The following is a 17,077-nucleotide window of genomic DNA, read 5'->3' on the forward strand; positions in this document are numbered from 1 at the left end:
TTTACCTCGGTCGGTGGACATGGGCGCTTTGCACAAGGCCGAAGGCGGCAAGCAGGATCATCATCGCCGTGCCGCCATAGCTGACCATCGGCAGCGGCACCCCCACCACCGGCATCAGCCCCATCACCATCCCCATGTTGATGGCGAAGAAGAAAAAGAACGTCCCCGCGACGCCCAGCGAGACGAGCGAGGCATAGCGGTCCTTGGTCGAAAGCGCCGTATAGGTCGCGAAAGCGATGATGCCGACATAAAGCGACAAAAGCCCAAAGGCGCCGATGAAGCCGAATTCCTCGGCCAGCGTGGTGAAGATGAAGTCGGTGTGCTTTTCCGGCAGGAAGTTCAGATGGCTTTGCGTGCCCTGCATGTAGCCCCGCCCCGACCAGCCGCCGGAGCCCAGCGCGATCTGCGCCTGCATGATGTTGTAGCCCGCGCCCAAGGGATCGGCGGAAGGGTCAAGGAAGGTGTCGATGCGCTTGAACTGATAGTCGTGCAGCAGCTGCCACGAGGTGCCGCGGCTTTCCAGCACGGTCGCCACCAGCCCCACGACAATCGCAATGATGGTGCCGAAGTACCAAAGGCTGACGCCGGCCGCGAACATCACGAAACCGCCGCCCAAGGTCAGCATCACCGCCGTGCCCAGATCGGGCTGGGTCAGCACCAGAAAGGTCGGCATCAGGATCAGCGCCACCGGCAGCGCCACCCAGATCGGGCTTGAAACCTTTTCGGCGGGCAGCCAGTCGTAATAGGCGGCCAGCAGCATCACCAGACCGATCTTCATGATTTCCGAGGGTTGCAGCCGCAAGGGTCCAAGATCCAGCCAGCGCTGCGCCCCCATCCCGATGTCGCCGACGAATTCCACCGCCAGCAGCAGCAACAGCGCGATCGTGTAGATCACCCCCGAGACATTGCGCCAGAACCAGATCGGCGTCAGCCCGACCGCGATCATCGCCACCAGCCCGACGCCGAAACGCTTCATCTGCGGCTCGGCCCAGGTTTCCAGGTTTCCCCCGGCGACCGAATAGAGCATCAGAAAGCCGGTCCCCGCCACCGCGGTCAACAGGAAGATCAGCGGCCAGTTCAGGAACAGGATCTTCGTCGGCCCGGAGGGGATCGTCTTGAGATTGTTTTCAAGGTAACTCATCGCGCCCCCTCAGGCCCGGCCACGGGTCGGCGCGGCGAATTGCGCCGGATCGATCAGGTCCAGCCCCTCGAACCGGCTTTTCACCGTCTCGCGCTGCGCGGCCGGATAGGCGGCCAGCGGCGGCAGCCCGCCCGCCAGCGCAAACAGCAGGATGTCGCGCGCGATCGGCGCCGCCGCGGCCGAGCCGCCACCGCCATGTTCGACGATCAGCGACACCGCATATTTCGGATCGCCAACCGGCGCGAAACAGACGAACAGCGCATGGTCGCGCTGTTCCCAGGGCACGGCCTTGTTGTTGACCACGGCCGAGCGCACCTGCGAGGTGCCGGTCTTGCCCGCCATCAGCCATTCCTGCGTGACGACCTTGGAACCGCCCGCGGTCCCGTGCGAGCCGTTCACCACCGCCCACATGCCGCGCCGCGCCACGGCCAGATGCGCCGGATCGATGTCGAGCGCCGGGGCCTCGGGGGCGGTGACCTCGATCCCGTTGCGCGCCCGCACCAGCCGCGGCACCACCGCCCGCCCCGAGGCGACGCGCGACACCATCACGGCCAGTTGCAACGGCGAGGCCAGCACATAGCCCTGACCGATCGAGGCGTTGATCGTGTCGCCGATCAGCCAGTCCTTGCCGTGCCGCTTCAGCTTCCAGTCCTTCGTGGGCGCATTGCCCTCGGCCACCGCCGACATCGGCAGGTCATGCTTGACGCCGATGCCCAGCCGCCGCGCCATCGCCGCGATCGCCTCGATGCCGACACGCTGCGAGACCTCGTAGTAATAGGTGTCGCAGCTTTGTTCGAGACTGTAGACCGCATTCACCCGGCCGTGGCCCGAATGCTTCCAGCAGCCAAAGCGCCGCCCGCCCACGGTCATGTAGCCCGGGCAATAGACGGTTTCCTCGGGGCTGATGACCCCGGCTTCGAGCGCGGCAAGCAGCGTCACCAGCTTGAAGGTCGAGCCGGGCGGATAGACGCCCTGCACCGTCTTGTCGGCCAGCGGCCGGTGGTCGTTTTCCATCAGCGCGGTGTAATCGGCGCCGGAAATGCCGCGCACGAACAGGTTCGGGTCAAAGGACGGCGCCGAGGCGATGGCCATGATGTCGCCGTTCGTCACATCCATCACCACCGCGGCGGCGCTTTCCCCCGCCAGCCGTTGCAGCGCGAAATTCTGCAGCCGCGCATCCAGCGTCAGCTGCAGGGCCACGCCCGGATCGCCCTCGCGGCGGCTGAGTTCGCGCATCTCGCGCCCGGCGGAATTCACCTCGACCCGGCGCTGCCCGGCGGTGCCGCGCAGCTCGTCCTCCAGCTTCGCCTCGATCCCCGACTTGCCCAGCTGGAAGCGCGGAATGCGCAGCAGCGGATCGGGGTTTTCCAGCTTCGACAGGTCGTAATCCGACACCGGCCCGACATAGCCCAGCACATGCGCGAAATCGGGGCCATGCGGGTAATGCCGCGACAGGCCGACTTCGGGGGTCACGCCGGGCAGGGCGGGGGTGTTGATCGAGACCGAGCAGAATTCCTCCCAGCTCAGCCGGTCGGCGATGGTGATCGGCGCATTCGGCGGACGCCGCGCGATTTCCGCCAGCAAATCCGCGGCTTGCGCATCGCTCATCGGGATCAGTTTCCGCAGCGCGGCCAGTTCCGCGGGCACGTCCTTGGCATCTTCGCGCGTCATCGTCACGCGGTAATTCTGTTCGTTGCCCGCGACCAGCAGGCCGTTGCGGTCATAGATCAGCCCGCGCGCCGGCGGGATCAGCCGGATCTTGATCGAATTGCCATCGGCCAGCATGCGGAATTCATCGGCGCGTTCCAGCTGCATGTGCCGCATCCGCAGCCCCAGCGCCGCCACCACCGCCGCCTGCGCGCCGCCCAGCATCAGCGCGCGGCGGGTGATCGTCGTGCGGCTGGCCTGCGCATTGGCCTGGCTGCGCCGTCTGAGCCCCCTCAGCATCCTGTCCTCTCCCCGTTCACAGCGGCCGCCCGAGGTCGTCGACCTCGCCCGGCGCGGCGCGGCGCAGCCCGAAGGCCAGCGCCGAGAGCGCCACGACGAAAGGATAGGCGACAAAGGTCGCCAGCATGCGCAAAAGTTCGCGACCAAGCGGCGGTTGCTCGACCATCACCAGCCCAAGGATGAAGCGGTTCGCCAGCAGCATGCCGATCATCACCGAGCCGATCAGCACCGCTTCGAGCACGAAGGGCAGATCGCGCGAGCTTTCCTCGCGCGCGCGCAGGAATTCGGTGCCGCCCAGAACGATCAGCGTCCAAAGCCCGATCGGGCGCCAATAGATGAAATCTTCCAGCAGGAAGGCCGCGACGATCAGCGCCGCGGGCAGGTAATCGGGGCGGCGCATCACCCAGGCCAGCGTCAGCGCCAGCGTCAGGTCCGGGCCCGGGAACCCGTCCGAGACCGGGTTGATCGGCAGCATCCGCAGAAACAGGATGATCAGCACGAGGCCAAGATACAGCGCCGCATGCGCCAGCCTGCGCGAGGTGACGGGGTCAACCATCCTCGCCCCCGGCGGCGGCGGGGGGCAGGGGCTCGACCGCGGGCGGCGGCACGAGCGGTCCGACATCGGTGATCCTCTCGGCCGGATGCGAGCGCAGGACGCGCAGGAAATCAAGGCGTTGGTAATCGGCAGCCAGAAGCACGCGCAAGCGGCGGTCCTGCCCCTGCACGACCTGACCGACCAGCAGCCCGGCCGGGAACACCCCGCCATCGCCCGAGGTCACGACCCGGTCGCCCGGCCGCACCAGATCGGGGTTTTCCAGGAAATCCAAGGGCGGCAGGGTGGAATTGTCCCCCGCCAGCAGCGCGCGCTGCCCGGCGGGCTGGATAGTCACCGGCACCCGCGACGCGGTGTCGGTCAGCAGAACCACCCGGCTTGTCGCCTTGCCGACGCCGGAAATGCGGCCCACCAGCCCCAGCCCGTCCATCGTCGCCCAGCCATCGACGATGCCATCGCGCGAGCCGACATTGAGCAGCACCGATTGCCGGAACGGGCTGCCGCTGTCGGCCAGCACGACGCCCGAGACCGAGGTCAGCTTCGGATCGAGCCGCACCTGATTTTGCGCCAGCAGCTTGGCGTTTTGCTGCTCCAGCTGCACCGCCGCTTCCTTCCAGGCCTTCATCTGCTGAAGTTCGCGGCGAAGTTCCTGGTTCTGTTCGTAAATACGGGCGTAGCTTTGAAAGCCCTCGACCATGCCAAGGGCTTTCGTCACCGGCACCATCGCCCAGTCAAAGGTCGGCACGAAACGGTCGACAAAGGCCGAGCGCAGCCGCTCGACCCGCGGGCCGTCGATGCGCCACAAAAGGAAGGAAAGGGCAAGCCCGATCGCCAGCACCGCAATCAGGATGCGGCGCAGCGGTCCGGCATAGTCCTCGTCGCGGTCTCGTGCCACGCAAGCCTCCGGTCACGACTGAAACTGGGCGGGCCTCAGCTGTCGTAGTCGATCACATGCCGCAGTTGCTTTTCGTATTCCAGCGCCTTGCCGGTGCCCAGAGCCACGCAGTTCAGCGGCTGGTCGGCAATGGAAATCGAAAGCCCGGTCTGTTCGCGAAGCGACAGGTCCAGCTCGCCCAGCAGCGCGCCGCCGCCGGTCAGCATCACGCCGCGATCGACGATATCGGCGGCCAGATCGGGGGGCGTGGTTTCCAGCGCCTGCATCACCGCATCGCAGATCTGCTGCACCGGTTCGGCCAGCGCCTCGGCGACCTGGGCCTGATTGATTTCCATTTCCTTCGGCACGCCGTTGAGCAGGTCACGCCCCCGCACCAAAAGGCTGGTGCCGCGGCCGTCATCGGGCATGCGCGCGGTGCCGATCGTGGTCTTGATCCGCTCGGCGGTGGATTCGCCGATGAGCAGGTTCAGATTACGGCGCAGGTAGGAAATGATCGCCTCGTCCATGCGGTCGCCGCCGACGCGGACGGAGCGCGCGTAGACGATGTCGCCCAGCGAAAGCACCGCGACCTCGGTGGTGCCGCCGCCGATGTCGACGACCATGTTGCCGGTGGGATCGGTGATCGGCATGCCTGCGCCGATGGCCGCCGCGATCGGTTCCGCCACCAGACCGGCGCGACGCGCCCCCGCCGAGAGCACCGACTGCCGGATCGCACGTTTTTCAACCGGCGTCGCGCCATGCGGCACGCAGACCAGGATCTTCGGCTTCGAGAAGGTGGAATGCTTGTGGACCTTGCGGATGAAGGTCTTGATCATTTCCTCGGCGCTGTCGAAATCGGCGATGACGCCGTCACGCATCGGCCGGATCGCCTCGATCGAGCCGGGCGTGCGGCCCAGCATCAGCTTGGCATCCTCGCCCACGGCCAGAACCTGTTTCTTGCCGTCCTTGACGTGATAGGCCACCACCGAGGGCTCGTTCAGCACGATGCCCTTGCCCTTGACATAGACCAGCGTATTCGCCGTCCCAAGGTCGATTGCCATGTCGGAAGAGAAGATTCCGCCCAACCCGCTCATATCGCCGTTCCCATGATGAAGCTGCCGCGACTCGGCTCCGAGCCCGGTTTCAGCCCATATAGGCAAAGCCCCCGCGCGGGGAAAGCCGCTATCGCCGAAATCGGCGGATTGACGGCGGCCACCGGGCCGCTTGCGCCGCGCCCGCTCATCGGCCGGTCTTTTCGGGCCGGGGCGCCAGACGCAGCACCGCAAAGCCCACCAGCGCCGAAACCAGCGATCCTGCCAGAACCCCCAGCCGCACCGCGTTCATTTCGGCATCGGCTTCAAAATTCAGCGAGCCGATGAACAGCGACATGGTGAAGCCGATCCCGGCCAGCGCGGCGATGCCGTAAAGCTGCAACCAGCCGGTGCCCTCGGGCAGGCGGGCCAGGCCCAGTTTCACCAGCGCGAAAGTGGCGCCAAAGACCCCGATCTGCTTGCCCAGCACCAGCCCGAGCGTGATCGCCAGCGGCAGCGGCGCCGCCAGATCGGCCAGCGTCAGCCCGGTCAGGCTGACGCCCGCATTGGCCAGCGCGAAGATCGGCACGATCAGGAAGGCCACATAGGGCGCCAGCCCATGTTCCAGCGCATGCAGCGGCGATTTGCCGAAACGGTCGCGGATCGGCAGGAAAAACGCCGTGATCACCCCCGCCAGCGTCGCATGCACCCCCGATTTCAGCACCAGCACCCAGAGCACCGCGCCAAGGATCAGCGTCGGCGCGATCCGATGCGCGCCCAGCCACAGCCGCAACGCCATCAGCGCGACCGGGATCAGCGCCAGCGCCAGATAGACCGGCTTCAGCGTCGCGGTATAAAACAGCGCGATCACCAGAATGGCGCCCAGATCGTCCAGGATCGCCAGCGTCAGCAAGAACAGTTTCAGCGCCGGCGGCACCCGCGGCCCCAAAAGCGCCACCACCCCCACCGCAAAGGCGATGTCGGTCGCCGTCGGGATCGCCCAGCCGGTGCGGTGCAGCGGATCGGACCAGGTGAAGGCCAGATAGATCAGCGCGGGCGCGATCATCCCGCCCAGCGCCGCCACCCCGGGCAGCACCACATTCGACGGCGTCCTCAGCCGCCCCTCGCGCAGCTCGTGTTTCAGCTCCAGCCCGACGAGCAGGAAAAAGATCGCCATCAGCCCGTCGTTGATCCACAGGATCAGCGGTTTCGACAGCCCCGTCTCGCCCAGGGCGATGGTGAATTTCAGGTGCAGAACCTGCGTGTAAAGCGCCGCAAGCTCGGAATTGGCCAGGATCAGCGCCACCACCGTTGCCATGATCAGCACGATGCCGCCCGCGGCCTCATGCGCGAAAAGTCTTTCGATCCGTTTCAGCACGGCCGCTCCTGTCCCTTGTGTCTGGTCCGAAAATGGGGGCTGAGGTCCCGGGTGCAAGAAAAATCGACATCGGGCGCGTCGTTTTCGTCTGTTGCGCCTGCGATTGCATCTGCGGCGGCCCCGGGCCATGGTGCGCGAAAGGAGATGTCCGATGATCCGTCCCGCCACCCCGGCCGATGTTCCGGCCGTGCTTGCCTTCTGGAATCCGCTGATCGAAACCGCGACGGTGGGCTTTTCGCCGACCCCGCACACGCTCGAGAGCCTGACCGCCCTGATCGCCTCCCGGCAGGCCGAGGACCGGGCGTTTCTGGTCGCCGAGACCGCGGGCGCGGTGCTGGGCTTTGCCAGCTACGACCAGTTCCGCAAGGGGCTTGGCTATGCGCGCTCGATGGAACACACGATCATTCTTGCGGCGCAGGCGCGGGGGCAGGGCGTCGGCCGGGCGCTGATGGCGGCGATCGAGGATCACGCCCGCACCCGCGGCGCGCATCTGATGGTGGCGGGGGTCTCGGCGGAAAATCCGGCCGGTCTCGCCTTTCACAGCGCTTTGGGCTATGTCGAGGCCGGGCGGATTGCGCAGGCCGGATACAAATTCGGCCGTTTTATCGACCTTGTGCTGATGCAAAAGCTGCTCTGACGGTTTAGACTGGTCGCATGGACAAGCCGCTTTCCCTTTGGGCCCGCATCGGCGAGGCGCTTTCGGCTCTCGCCCGCGGCGAGGGGCTTTCGGCGGTTTTCGACCATCTGAAAACCCCGCCCGAACGCAGCGTCGCCTTTACCATCGCGGTGATCGCGCTTGGCGCCAAGATGGCCAAGGCCGATGGCCGCGTCACCCGCGACGAGGTGACGGCCTTTCGCCGCGTTTTCGTGATCCCGTCCGGGGAGGAACAGAACGCCGCCCGCGTCTTTGACATGGCGCGGACCGATGTCGCGGGCTTTGACGCCTATGCGCGCAAGATCGCGGCGATGTTCGGCCCCGGCGCGCCGGTGCTGCAGGATCTGCTGGAAGGGCTTTTCACCATCGCGCTGGCCGATGGCGAATATCACGACAACGAGGATGCCTTCCTGCACGAGGTGGCGGCGATCTTCGGGCTGGATCAGGCCTGTTTCCGCTCGATCCGCGCGACCTATGTGGCCGATGCGCCGCCCGATCCGTGGTCGGTGCTGGAACTGGCGCCGGGATCGGATCTGGCGGCGGCGCGGGCGCGCTGGAAGGCGATGGTGCGCGAGGCCCACCCGGATCGCGCGATGGCGCGCGGCCTGCCGCCCGAGGCGGTGAAGCTGGCCGAGGAACGGGTGATCGCGCTCAACCGGGCGTGGGAAGAAATCTCGGCCGGAGCGAAACAGGCGGCGCTGTGATGCGGATCGCCTGTTACAATGTCGAATGGTTCACCGCACTTTTCGACCGGCGAGGCCGGATGCTGGAAGATGCCGAGGAGTCGGGCCGTTATGGCGTGACCCGGGCCGAGCAGCTGGGCGCTTTGGGCATCGTCTTCACCGCGCTCGAGGCCGATTGCATCCTCATCGTCGAGGCCCCCGACGACAACACGCGGCGCAAGACCGTGCCGATGCTGGAGGCCTTCGCGGCGAAATTCGGGCTGCGGCAGCGGCGTGCGGTGATGGGCTTTGCCAATGACACGCAGCAGGAAATCGCCGCGCTTTATGACCCCGACGTGCTGCGGCTCTGGCATGATCCCGCCGAGGGCAGCGCCACGGCGCCGCGGTTCGATCTGTCGCTGAAGATCGATCTGGATATCGATGACCGGCTGGATACGGTGCATTTCTCGAAACCGCCGCTGGAGTTGCAGCTGGAGGTTCTGACCGGCCCGGCGGCGGGCAAGCTGTTGCGGCTGATCGGGGTGCATCTGAAATCGAAGGCGCCGCATGGGGCGACGGATCCGGCCTCGGGGGTGCGGCTGGCGATCGAGAACCGGCGCAAGCAGCTGGCGCAATGCCTGTGGCTGCGCCGCCGCGTCGACGAGGTGCTGGACGCGGGCGAAAGCCTGATCGTGCTGGGCGATTTCAACGACGGACCGGGGCTCGACGAATACGAGGCGCTGTTCGGCCGGTCGGGGCTTGAAATCGTGCTGGGCACCGGCGGGCCGCCCGCGCGGCAGCTGCACGACCCGCATGCGCGGCTGCCGCGCGGCAAGACGACGGCGCTGCCCGCCTCGGCGCGGTTCTTCATCCCCGAGCCGCCGCCGGGGCAGTTCTTTTCGGCGATGCTGGATTATATCGCGCTCTCGCCCGATCTGTGCGCACATGCACCGAAATGGCGGATCTGGCATCCGTTTGATGATCCGGGCTGTTATCGGGTGGCGGAGCTGCGCGAGGCCCTGCTGCAGGCCTCGGATCATTTTCCGGTCTCAGTGGATTTGGCGTTTTGAGGCGCCTATATTGGGCGCATGACATCGCGTGCGCTTCTTGTGGGATCTGCAATCGCCGCCCTTGCCCTGGGGGGCTGGTTCGTCTGGGCCGAGGAGGCGCCGAAGCCCGTGCCGCCCCCGGTGGCCGAAGTGCCCGCGCCCACGCCGCGCGATGACATGGCGGCGGGCAAGTCGCTGGTGGAACGGGGCGCAGACATGTTCCTGCGCGGGCTGTTGCAGGAAATGGCCCCCGAGATCGAGGACATGCACAAGGGTCTGGGCGAGGCGGCGGACAAGCTGGGGCCGAAGCTGCGCGAGATCCTGGCGCTGATCGACGATGTGCGGAACTATCAGGCGCCCGAGCGGCTGCCGAACGGCGATATCGTGATCCGCCGCCTGCCGGGCGCGCCGAAGCCGCCGCCCTTGCCCGCGCCGGATGACCGGGCAAAGCCGCGGATGCCGGGGCCGGTGACGGATCTGTAAATGCACCGCTGATCTGGCGAAGGCCATCGCCTTCGCCATGCGGGACAGGGTTCCCGCGACCGCCGAGTGCCCAAAGCACTCGGCCAGCGCCCGCCCCGCCCATGGCGGGCGCTTCTCGCCCGCCGGGTCGGGCGCTGGCCTCTGTTGCACTTGGGGAAACGGTCGCGGTGAACCGTGGTCGCAGCGGGCGGGGAAAGGCGATGCCTTTCCTTCTCCGCCCGAAACCGCCGCCTCAGCCCGGCAGCACCACCATCGGCGTGGCCTTCATCGCCGCGGCGAGCGAGGCGAAGCGGGCCTCGGCCACTTCGCCGAACAGCCCCGCGCCGCGTTTCGTCAGCCGCAGCTCGATCGCATTCGTCGTCGCGTTGTAGCCCAGTTCCCCCGCATCGCCCGGATCCTGGATCGAGAACATCGCGCCAAAGCGCATCGCCTTGCCCAGAATTTCCGCCTCGCGCAGCTGTTCGGGCGACAGCAGCGAAAACAGCGGTTCGAACCGGCTGCCCGCGCGCGAATTCTTGTAGCGGTGCAGCAGCGACACCCCCAGAAACACCCGTTCGGGATGGCTCAGCGCCGCCATGTTGGCGCGGGTGACATTGTCGAAACAGGCCTCGGCGCGGTAATCGGGATGGGTGCGCCAGGTGGTGTCGTGCAAAAGACAGGCCGCCCGCATCAGCCGGTAGCGCTTCGGCGAGACCTCGCCGAAGAGCGGCTCGATGAAGGCATGCAGCCGCTTGCCGAAGCCCGGCAGCCGCGACATCGTGCGTTCGGCATGCCGACAGGCCTCGATCAGGGGGTCGCGCGCCCGCAGCTTGTCGGGCATCTTTTCATAAAGCAGCCCCTCGCGGATGCCATAGGAGGAAACGTCGATCTCCTTGGGCTGGAAGGTCTCGATCAGCTCGCGCAGCACCATCGCGGCGAGCGGCACCAGCTCCATCCGCGCTTCCGACGTGCCGGTCTTCGCCCGCAGCGCCGCCATGTCCTGCTTGGCGACCCAGTCGAGCGTTTTCAGCAGGTTCTCCGGGTCCATCCGGTATTCATGCAGCACCAGAAGCGGATAGTTGCGCCGCTCCATGTCGAGCCGCGCAATCGCCCGCCAGGACCCGCCGACCAGATATAGCCGCTCATGGCCCAGCCCCACCGCCGCGGCGAGCCGGGCGATATGCTCGCGGATATGCGCGGTCAGTTCCTTGCGCCCGCCCTTGACCTGCTGCAGCCGGAACGGACCAAGCGGCGAGGTCGCCCGCGCGCCCACCTTGCCGCCGCCCAGAACCGCCAGTTCCATCGAGTTGCCGCCGATGTCGCAGATGATCCCCTGCGCCTCGGGCCAGCCCACCAGCACGCCCTGGGCCGAAAGCCGCGCCTCCTCGGCGCCGTCGATCACATGCAGCCGCAGGCCGGTTTCCTGCTCGACCTGCTTTTGAAACGCCGGGCCGTCCTTGGCCTCGCGCACGGCGGCGGTGGCGACGCAGGTCAGCGGCCCGATCTCCATCCCCTTGGCCAGCAACGCAAACCGTTTCAGCGCCGCCAGCGCGCGCGCGCGGCCCTTGGGAAACAGCATCCCGGTTTCGGCCAGACCCTGACCCAGCCCCGCCATCACCTTTTCGTTGTAGAAATAGGCGGGCGAGCGGGCGGCGCCGTCAAAGACCACCATCCGCACCGAGTTCGATCCGACATCAACGACGCCGACGCGCGACAGCGCCCGCGCCGAGGGGTCGTCGAACAGCTCCCGCCCGAAAGGATCCCAGTCCTCGTTGTCCGAGTGCGGGGCAACGGTCTTTGCGATCATCGGGCAGCCTGCTGAGTCGTTACGGTGTGAGCGATATCACGCTATCGTGTCCAGGGGGGAATGGGCAAGGGCAGGAACGTCCTTTGCCCCCGCAGAGCCCCGGCCGGACAGCGACGGATTTTCCATGAAATAGCGGTGGCAGGAAAAAAGCTCTTTCCCTTCCGGCAGATGGCGGGTGTAGTGGCCATCGGGGCCCAGTAACCAGCTTTGCGCGGTATCGGCCATGTTCGCGGTCATGATCTGCCCGACGATCTGCGCCTTCACCGTCTCGTTCTTCGCCTCGACCAGGGTTTCGACCCGGCGCGTCAGGTTGCGGCCCATCCAGTCGGCCGAGGACATGAAGACCCGCGCCTGTTCCGAGGGCAGGCCGTGGCCATTGCCGAAACAGACGATGCGCGAATGTTCCAGAAACCGCCCGACGATGGATTTGACGCGGATGTTTTCCGACAGGCCCCTGATCCCCGGCCGCACGCCGCAGATGCCGCGGGTGACGATGGAAATCTTCACCCCGGCATTCGAGGCGGCGTAAAGCGCGTCGATCACCTCGGGGTCGATCAGGCTGTTCATCTTGGCCCAGATCTCGGCCGGACGCCCGGCTTTCGCATGCTCGATCTCGGCGCCGATCAGCTCCAGCAGCCGCGGTTTCAGCGTGATCGGCGAGATGGCGAGGTTTTCCAGCCCCGCAGGCTGCACATAGCCCGAGAGGTAATTGAACACCTTGGTGGCGTCGCGGCCCAGCTGCGCATCGCAGGTGAAGAAGCTGAGGTCGGTATAGATCCGCGCGGTGATCGGGTGATAGTTGCCGGTGCCGTAATGGGTATAGGTGACCAGCGTATCGCCCTCGCGCCGCACGACGGTCGAGATTTTCGCATGGGTTTTCAGATGCATGAAGCCATAGACCACATGCGCCCCCGCGCGTTCCAGCCGCCGCGACTGGCGGATGTTCGCCGCCTCGTCGAAACGCGCCTTCAGCTCCACCAGTGCGGTGACCGACTTGCCCGCCTCGGCCGCTTCGCAAAGCGCATCGACGACGGGGCTGTCCTTGGAGGTACGATAAAGCGTCTGCTTGATCGCCAGCACGTTCGGGTCATGCGCCGCCTGATTGAGGAAGCGGATCACCAGATCGAAGGTTTCATAGGGGTGATGCAGCAGGATGTCTTTCTGCCGGATCGCCGCGAACATGTCGCCCGCGTGATCCTCGACCCGTTCGGGCACGCGCGGGGAAAACGGCGGCCAAAGCAGGTCGGGCCGGCTTGACAGCACCAGCTGCGACAGATCGGCGATGCCCAGAAGGCCCTTGACCTCGACCACCGCATCGGGCGCGACCTGCAATTCGTCCATGATCAGACGGCGCAGCGCCTCGGGGGCGCCCGCGGTGATCTTGAGCCGGATCACCTGGCCGCGGCGACGCCGTTTCAGCGCGGTCTCGAATTCGCGCACCAGATCTTCGGCCTCGTCCTCGACCTCAAGATCGCTGTCGCGCAGCACCCGGAAGGCGCAATGGCCGGTGTCGGTATAGCCGGGAAAGAGCATGCCCAGATGCAGCAAAAGCAGCTCTTCGAGCGGCAGGAAGCGGGCCTCGCCGGGCAGACGCACGAAGCGGGCGATCTGCTGCGGGATCGGCAAGAGAGCCTGCATCCGGCGCTTGTCGATCTCGCGTTCCAGTTCCAGCGCCAGACAGAAGCCGGTGTTCGGAATGAAGGGGAAAGGGTGGGCCGGGTCGATGGCCAGCGGCGAGAGCACCGGGAAGACATTGGCCAGAAAATGCTCGGACAGGAAGGCGCGGTCGCGGGCATTGATCTTGGTGCGGGTCAGCAGCTGGATGCCCTCGGTCTCCATCTCGCGGCGCAGCCGGTTGAAGGTGGTCTGCTGCGTTTCCATCAGCTTGCGCGCATCGGCGTTGATCAGCACCAGCTGTTCGGCGGGCGTCAGCCCGTCATCCGAGGGCACGACATTGCGTTCGCGCACCAGCTCCATCAGCCCGGCGACGCGGACGGTGTAGAATTCGTCCAGGTTGTTGGCCGAGATCGACAGGAAGCGCAGCCGTTCCAAAAGCGGCACGCGCGGATTTTCCGCCTCTTCCAGAACCCGCCAGTTGAAGGCGAGCCAGCTCAATTCCCGGTTGAAGAAGCGCTTGGGTCCGGTGCGTTCCTCGTCGGGGATGGTGACGGGGGCGGGGTAGGGGGCGGAGAGGAAATCGGCGAGTGTCATGGGGCGCTTATGCTTTTCGATTGTGACGGCGCGATGACAGTTTGGCTTCAGCCTTGCAGCCTGTCCAGCACTTCGGCGGCCATCGCACGGGTAATTGCGCGCCCCTCGGCCAGCGCGCGTGCATCAAGCGCCTCCACCACCGCCCGCGCCGTGCCCAGCGCGCGTTCCATCCGCAAGACCAGCCAGTCGATCAGGCTTTGCGGCACCGTCAGCTGACGGTCGGCGAAGAGCTTGACCAGCACCGCGGCCAAAAGCGCCTCGTCGGGGGGGGCGATGCGGACCGATTGCGTCGCATCAAGCCGGCTTTTCAGATCGGGCAGCGCCACGCCCCAGTCGCGCGGCGGCGTGGGGGCGGTGATCAGGCAGCGCCCGCCCTCGGCCGCGGTCAGGTTGAGCAGGTGAAACAGCGCCTGTTCCGAAGCCGCCCGCCCGGCCAGATGCTGCGCATCCTCGATCACCACGGCGCCGGTCGCGGCCAGATCGGCCACCGTCTCGGGGCGCAGATCCGCCGCCGGCCGGATCACCGCGCCGCGCTCGGAGGCCCAGATCGCCGCCAGATGGCTTTTGCCCGCGCCCTCGGGGCCCAGAAGCAGCATCCGCCCCTGTGCCCAGGTCTCGGGCGCGTCAAGCAGGCTCAGCGCCAGCGCATTGGCGGGGGCGACGAAGAAATCCTCGCGTCCCTCGGCGACGCGCACCGGCAGCGGCAGGGGCAATTGGCGGGTCATGTCAGGCCTTGGTCTCGGTGGCGTCGGACAGCGTCGTCGGCGTGTCGTCCAGCCCGGCCAGGCCGCGGTAAAGCCGCCCCTGCCGGTAATGCTCGATCGCGAAGCGGATCAGCACGCCGATCACCGCCGAGACCGGCACCGCGACCAGCATGCCGACAAAGCCAAAGAGCGTGCCAAAGGCGGAGAGCGCGAAGATCAGCCACAGCGGATGCAGGCCCACCGAATTGCCGACCAGCCGCGGGGTGATCACGTTGCCCTCCAGGAACTGGCCGATGGCGAAGATCCCGGCGACAAGGCCGATCGACATCCAGTCGCCCCAGAACTGAAACAGCGCCAGCCCGATCGCCAGCGCGCCGCCCACCAGCGCGCCGACATAAGGAATGAAGGTCAGCGCCCCGGCGATGGCGCCTGCGAGCAGCCCGAAGCTCAGCCCCGCCGCCATCAGCCCCGCGGCGTAAAAGGCGCCCAGAATCAGGCAGACCGAGACCTGCCCGCGCACGAAGCCCGAGAGCACCCGGTCGATGTCGCGCCCCAGCTGCCGAATCGTCGGCGCATGATCGAGCGGCAGAAGCGTGTCGATCTGCGCCACCATCCGGTCCCAGTCGAGCAGCATGTAAAAGGTCACCACCGGCACGACGACGATGAAGACCACCGCATTCACCAGCGTCATCGCCGAGGACAAGAGCCCCTGCGCCAGCTCGCCGCCCCGCGCCTTGACGGCATTGCCCAGGCTGGTGAGCGATTCATTGATGATCGAGCCATGTTCCATCATCGAGGGGAAGGTGGAGGTCAGAAACCCCTGCAGCCTTGTGGCGATGGCGGGGGCGGTCTCGACCAGACCGATCAGCTGGCGCACCAGAAGCGGCGCCACCGCCAGCGCCAGAACGACGATGCCCAGCGTGGCGATCAGCGCGATGGAAGTGGTGGCGAGCGCCCGGCTCAGCCCCAGCCGCTCCAGCCGGTCGGCCAGCGGGTCGAGGAAATAGGCGATGGCGCCGCCCACCAGAAAGGGCAAAAGCACGTCGCCCAGTTTCCAAAGCACCAGGGCCAGCACCGCGGCACTGAGGCCCCAGATGGTGATTTGGCTGCGAACCGGCAGGGCCATGCGCCTCTCCTTGCGAATACCGGGGCAAAATCGGGGTTTTGCGGCCCGGTTGCAAGGGCTGATGGCGGAAAACCGGGGCCGGAGCCGCGGCCGACGTCGGGGGGGCACCCCGGCGCGCTTTACGCGCTGACGTCGGGGGCGCCCCGGCGCGTTTCACGCGCCGACGTCGGGGGCGATCGTCATTTCGGCGGTGCCGGGGCCGGGATAGCGAAAGGCGATGCGCAAAAGCGGGGGCGGCGACATCCGTTCCAGCTTGCGGAACTTCACCGCAAAGCCAAGGTTTTCCAGATGCGCCATCATCTCGGCGCCCTGTTCGGGCGTGCCGCCGATCTGGCGCAGCTCGACGATGCGGATGCCGCGCAGGTGATGGCGCAGCCGGGCGTGGTCGCTTTCGATCAGGAAGGGCACATGGGTCATGGCCGCAGCATGGCAAGGGATGTGCCCCGCGCCAAATGGTTTTTTCGCGACAGCTTCCGCCCGGGCGGGCTGTTGCCGATCCGACGCGGGGCCGGATCGGGGCTAGAGGATCCCGGCATGGCGGATGTCCTCGGCGGCGAAATCGATCAGCGCCCGCAGCTTGCGCGGCAGCACCCGGCCTTCCAGATAGACCGCGCTGACCGGGCTGGGCGGGCTGTGAAAGCCGCTCAGCACCGGCACCAGCGCGCCCGTGTCCAGCGCGCCGCAGACCGCAAACCGCGGCGCATGGGCGATGCCAAGCCCCGCGATCGCCAGTTCGGCCGCCGCCCGCGCCGAATTGACGTGAAACCGGCCCTGCACCGTGACCTCCTGCGCCGCCCCCGCCTGCGCGCTGCCCGGGTGAAACTGCCAGCGCCGCGGCTGCTGCCGGTTGGTGTCGACGATGCAATCATGCCGCGCCAGATCCTCGGGCTCTGCGGGCGTGCCATGCGCGGCCAGATAGGCCGGGCTTGCCACCACCACGGTCCGGCTTTCGCCCAGCCGCCGCGCCTTCAGCGACAGCATCTCCGAGCGGCCGATGCGAAAGGCCAGATCGATCCCCTCGCGCGCCAGATCGACGAAGCGGTCGCTCAGCCGCAGATCGAAGCTGAGGCCCGGATGCGCGGCGGCAAACCGCGCCAGCATGCCGCCGACATAGATCTCGCCCAGCGTCACCGGCGCCGACAGCCGGATCACCCCGGAAAACCCGCGCGAGCCCTCGGAGACCCCGGCCAGAAGATCATCCAGATCATCCAGCAGCGCCGGCGCCCGCGCCAGCAGATCCGCCCCCGCCGGCGTCAGCCCGACCCGCCGCGTCGTGCGCTGCAACAGCCGCACGCCGAGCCGCGCCTCCAGCTCCGCGACATATTTCGAGGTCAGCCGGTTCGACACCCCCAGCTGATCGGCGGCGGCGGTGAAAGACCCGGTCTGCGCCGTGGCGACAAAGGCGCGCAATTCCTCGGTGATGTCCATCCGGCCCCCACTCGGAACAAATCAAGGATAGTCATTCCATACATTCTTC

16 protein-coding genes are annotated in these 17,077 nt (G+C 67.0%); 4 read left to right on the forward strand and 12 right to left on the reverse strand.

What is annotated here, in order from left to right; genetic code table 11:
* Position 1: 1 nt before the first annotated feature.
* The 6 genes from rodA to nhaA all read right to left on the reverse strand — a co-directional run bounded on the left by rodA (position 2) and on the right by nhaA (position 6,924).
* Complete coding sequence (gene rodA / locus RCAP_RS04005; RefSeq protein ID WP_013066543.1) at positions 2-1,141, reverse strand: rod shape-determining protein RodA; 1,140 nt, start codon at positions 1,139-1,141, stop codon at positions 2-4.
* 9 nt (positions 1,142-1,150) lie between these two features.
* Positions 1,151-3,088, reverse strand: coding sequence for a penicillin-binding protein 2 (gene mrdA, locus RCAP_RS04010; protein WP_013066544.1), 1,938 nt, complete (start codon positions 3,086-3,088; stop codon positions 1,151-1,153).
* Positions 3,089-3,104: 16 nt separating this feature from the next.
* On the reverse strand, positions 3,105-3,644 hold the full coding sequence (locus RCAP_RS04015; protein WP_013066545.1) for a hypothetical protein: 540 nt from the start codon (positions 3,642-3,644) through the stop codon (positions 3,105-3,107).
* Positions 3,637-4,536: a rod shape-determining protein MreC gene (gene mreC, locus RCAP_RS04020; RefSeq protein ID WP_013066546.1), complete on the reverse strand. Its 900-nt coding sequence runs from the start codon at positions 4,534-4,536 to the stop codon at positions 3,637-3,639. The genes RCAP_RS04015 and mreC overlap by 8 nt, the downstream gene beginning before the upstream one ends.
* 35 nt (positions 4,537-4,571) lie before the next feature.
* Complete coding sequence (locus RCAP_RS04025; RefSeq protein ID WP_013066547.1) at positions 4,572-5,609, reverse strand: rod shape-determining protein; 1,038 nt, start codon at positions 5,607-5,609, stop codon at positions 4,572-4,574.
* A gap of 145 nt (positions 5,610-5,754) precedes the next feature.
* A complete protein-coding gene (gene nhaA / locus RCAP_RS04030; RefSeq protein WP_013066548.1) occupies positions 5,755-6,924 on the reverse strand; it encodes a Na+/H+ antiporter NhaA in 1,170 nt (389 codons plus the stop codon).
* A 151-nt stretch (positions 6,925-7,075) separates the two neighbouring features.
* Between nhaA and RCAP_RS04035 the strand changes: the two genes are divergently transcribed.
* From RCAP_RS04035 to RCAP_RS04050, 4 genes are read left to right on the forward strand one after another with little or no spacing between them, the layout of a single operon-like run.
* On the forward strand, positions 7,076-7,561 hold the full coding sequence (locus tag RCAP_RS04035) for a GNAT family N-acetyltransferase (RefSeq protein WP_013066549.1): 486 nt from the start codon (positions 7,076-7,078) through the stop codon (positions 7,559-7,561).
* Between the two features lie 17 nt (positions 7,562-7,578).
* Complete coding sequence (locus RCAP_RS04040) at positions 7,579-8,283, forward strand: molecular chaperone DjiA (RefSeq protein WP_013066550.1); 705 nt, start codon at positions 7,579-7,581, stop codon at positions 8,281-8,283.
* Positions 8,283-9,311 carry an endonuclease/exonuclease/phosphatase family protein gene (locus RCAP_RS04045; protein ID WP_013066551.1) on the forward strand — a complete coding sequence of 343 codons (1,029 nt, stop codon included), beginning with the start codon at positions 8,283-8,285 and terminating at the stop codon, positions 9,309-9,311. Before RCAP_RS04040 ends, RCAP_RS04045 begins: the two co-directional genes overlap by 1 nt.
* Before the next feature lie 18 nt (positions 9,312-9,329).
* Positions 9,330-9,773 carry a hypothetical protein gene (locus tag RCAP_RS04050; protein WP_013066552.1) on the forward strand — a complete coding sequence of 148 codons (444 nt, stop codon included), beginning with the start codon at positions 9,330-9,332 and terminating at the stop codon, positions 9,771-9,773.
* A gap of 232 nt (positions 9,774-10,005) precedes the next feature.
* Here the strand turns inward: RCAP_RS04050 and ppx are convergent, their stop codons facing one another.
* The 6 genes from ppx to RCAP_RS04080 form a co-directional block, all read right to left on the reverse strand.
* A complete protein-coding gene (ppx, locus tag RCAP_RS04055) occupies positions 10,006-11,559 on the reverse strand; it encodes an exopolyphosphatase (RefSeq protein WP_013066553.1) in 1,554 nt (517 codons plus the stop codon).
* Positions 11,560-11,595: 36 nt separating this feature from the next.
* A complete protein-coding gene (locus tag RCAP_RS04060) occupies positions 11,596-13,770 on the reverse strand; it encodes an RNA degradosome polyphosphate kinase (RefSeq protein ID WP_013066554.1) in 2,175 nt (724 codons plus the stop codon).
* A 47-nt stretch (positions 13,771-13,817) separates the two neighbouring features.
* Entirely contained in the window at positions 13,818-14,495 is a 678-nt protein-coding gene (locus RCAP_RS04065; protein WP_013066555.1) for a P-loop NTPase family protein, read from the reverse strand.
* Position 14,496: 1 nt separating this feature from the next.
* Entirely contained in the window at positions 14,497-15,600 is a 1,104-nt protein-coding gene (locus RCAP_RS04070) for an AI-2E family transporter (protein WP_013066556.1), read from the reverse strand.
* A gap of 153 nt (positions 15,601-15,753) precedes the next feature.
* Positions 15,754-16,017: a hypothetical protein gene (locus tag RCAP_RS04075; protein WP_013066557.1), complete on the reverse strand. Its 264-nt coding sequence runs from the start codon at positions 16,015-16,017 to the stop codon at positions 15,754-15,756.
* Between the two features lie 102 nt (positions 16,018-16,119).
* Positions 16,120-17,028, reverse strand: a complete 909-nt coding sequence (locus RCAP_RS04080) for a LysR family transcriptional regulator (protein WP_013066558.1) — start codon at positions 17,026-17,028, stop codon at positions 16,120-16,122.
* Positions 17,029-17,077: the final 49 nt, after the last annotated feature.

This window comes from Rhodobacter capsulatus SB 1003 (genome assembly GCF_000021865.1).
Classification (GTDB): Bacteria; Pseudomonadota; Alphaproteobacteria; order Rhodobacterales; family Rhodobacteraceae; genus Rhodobacter; species Rhodobacter capsulatus_B.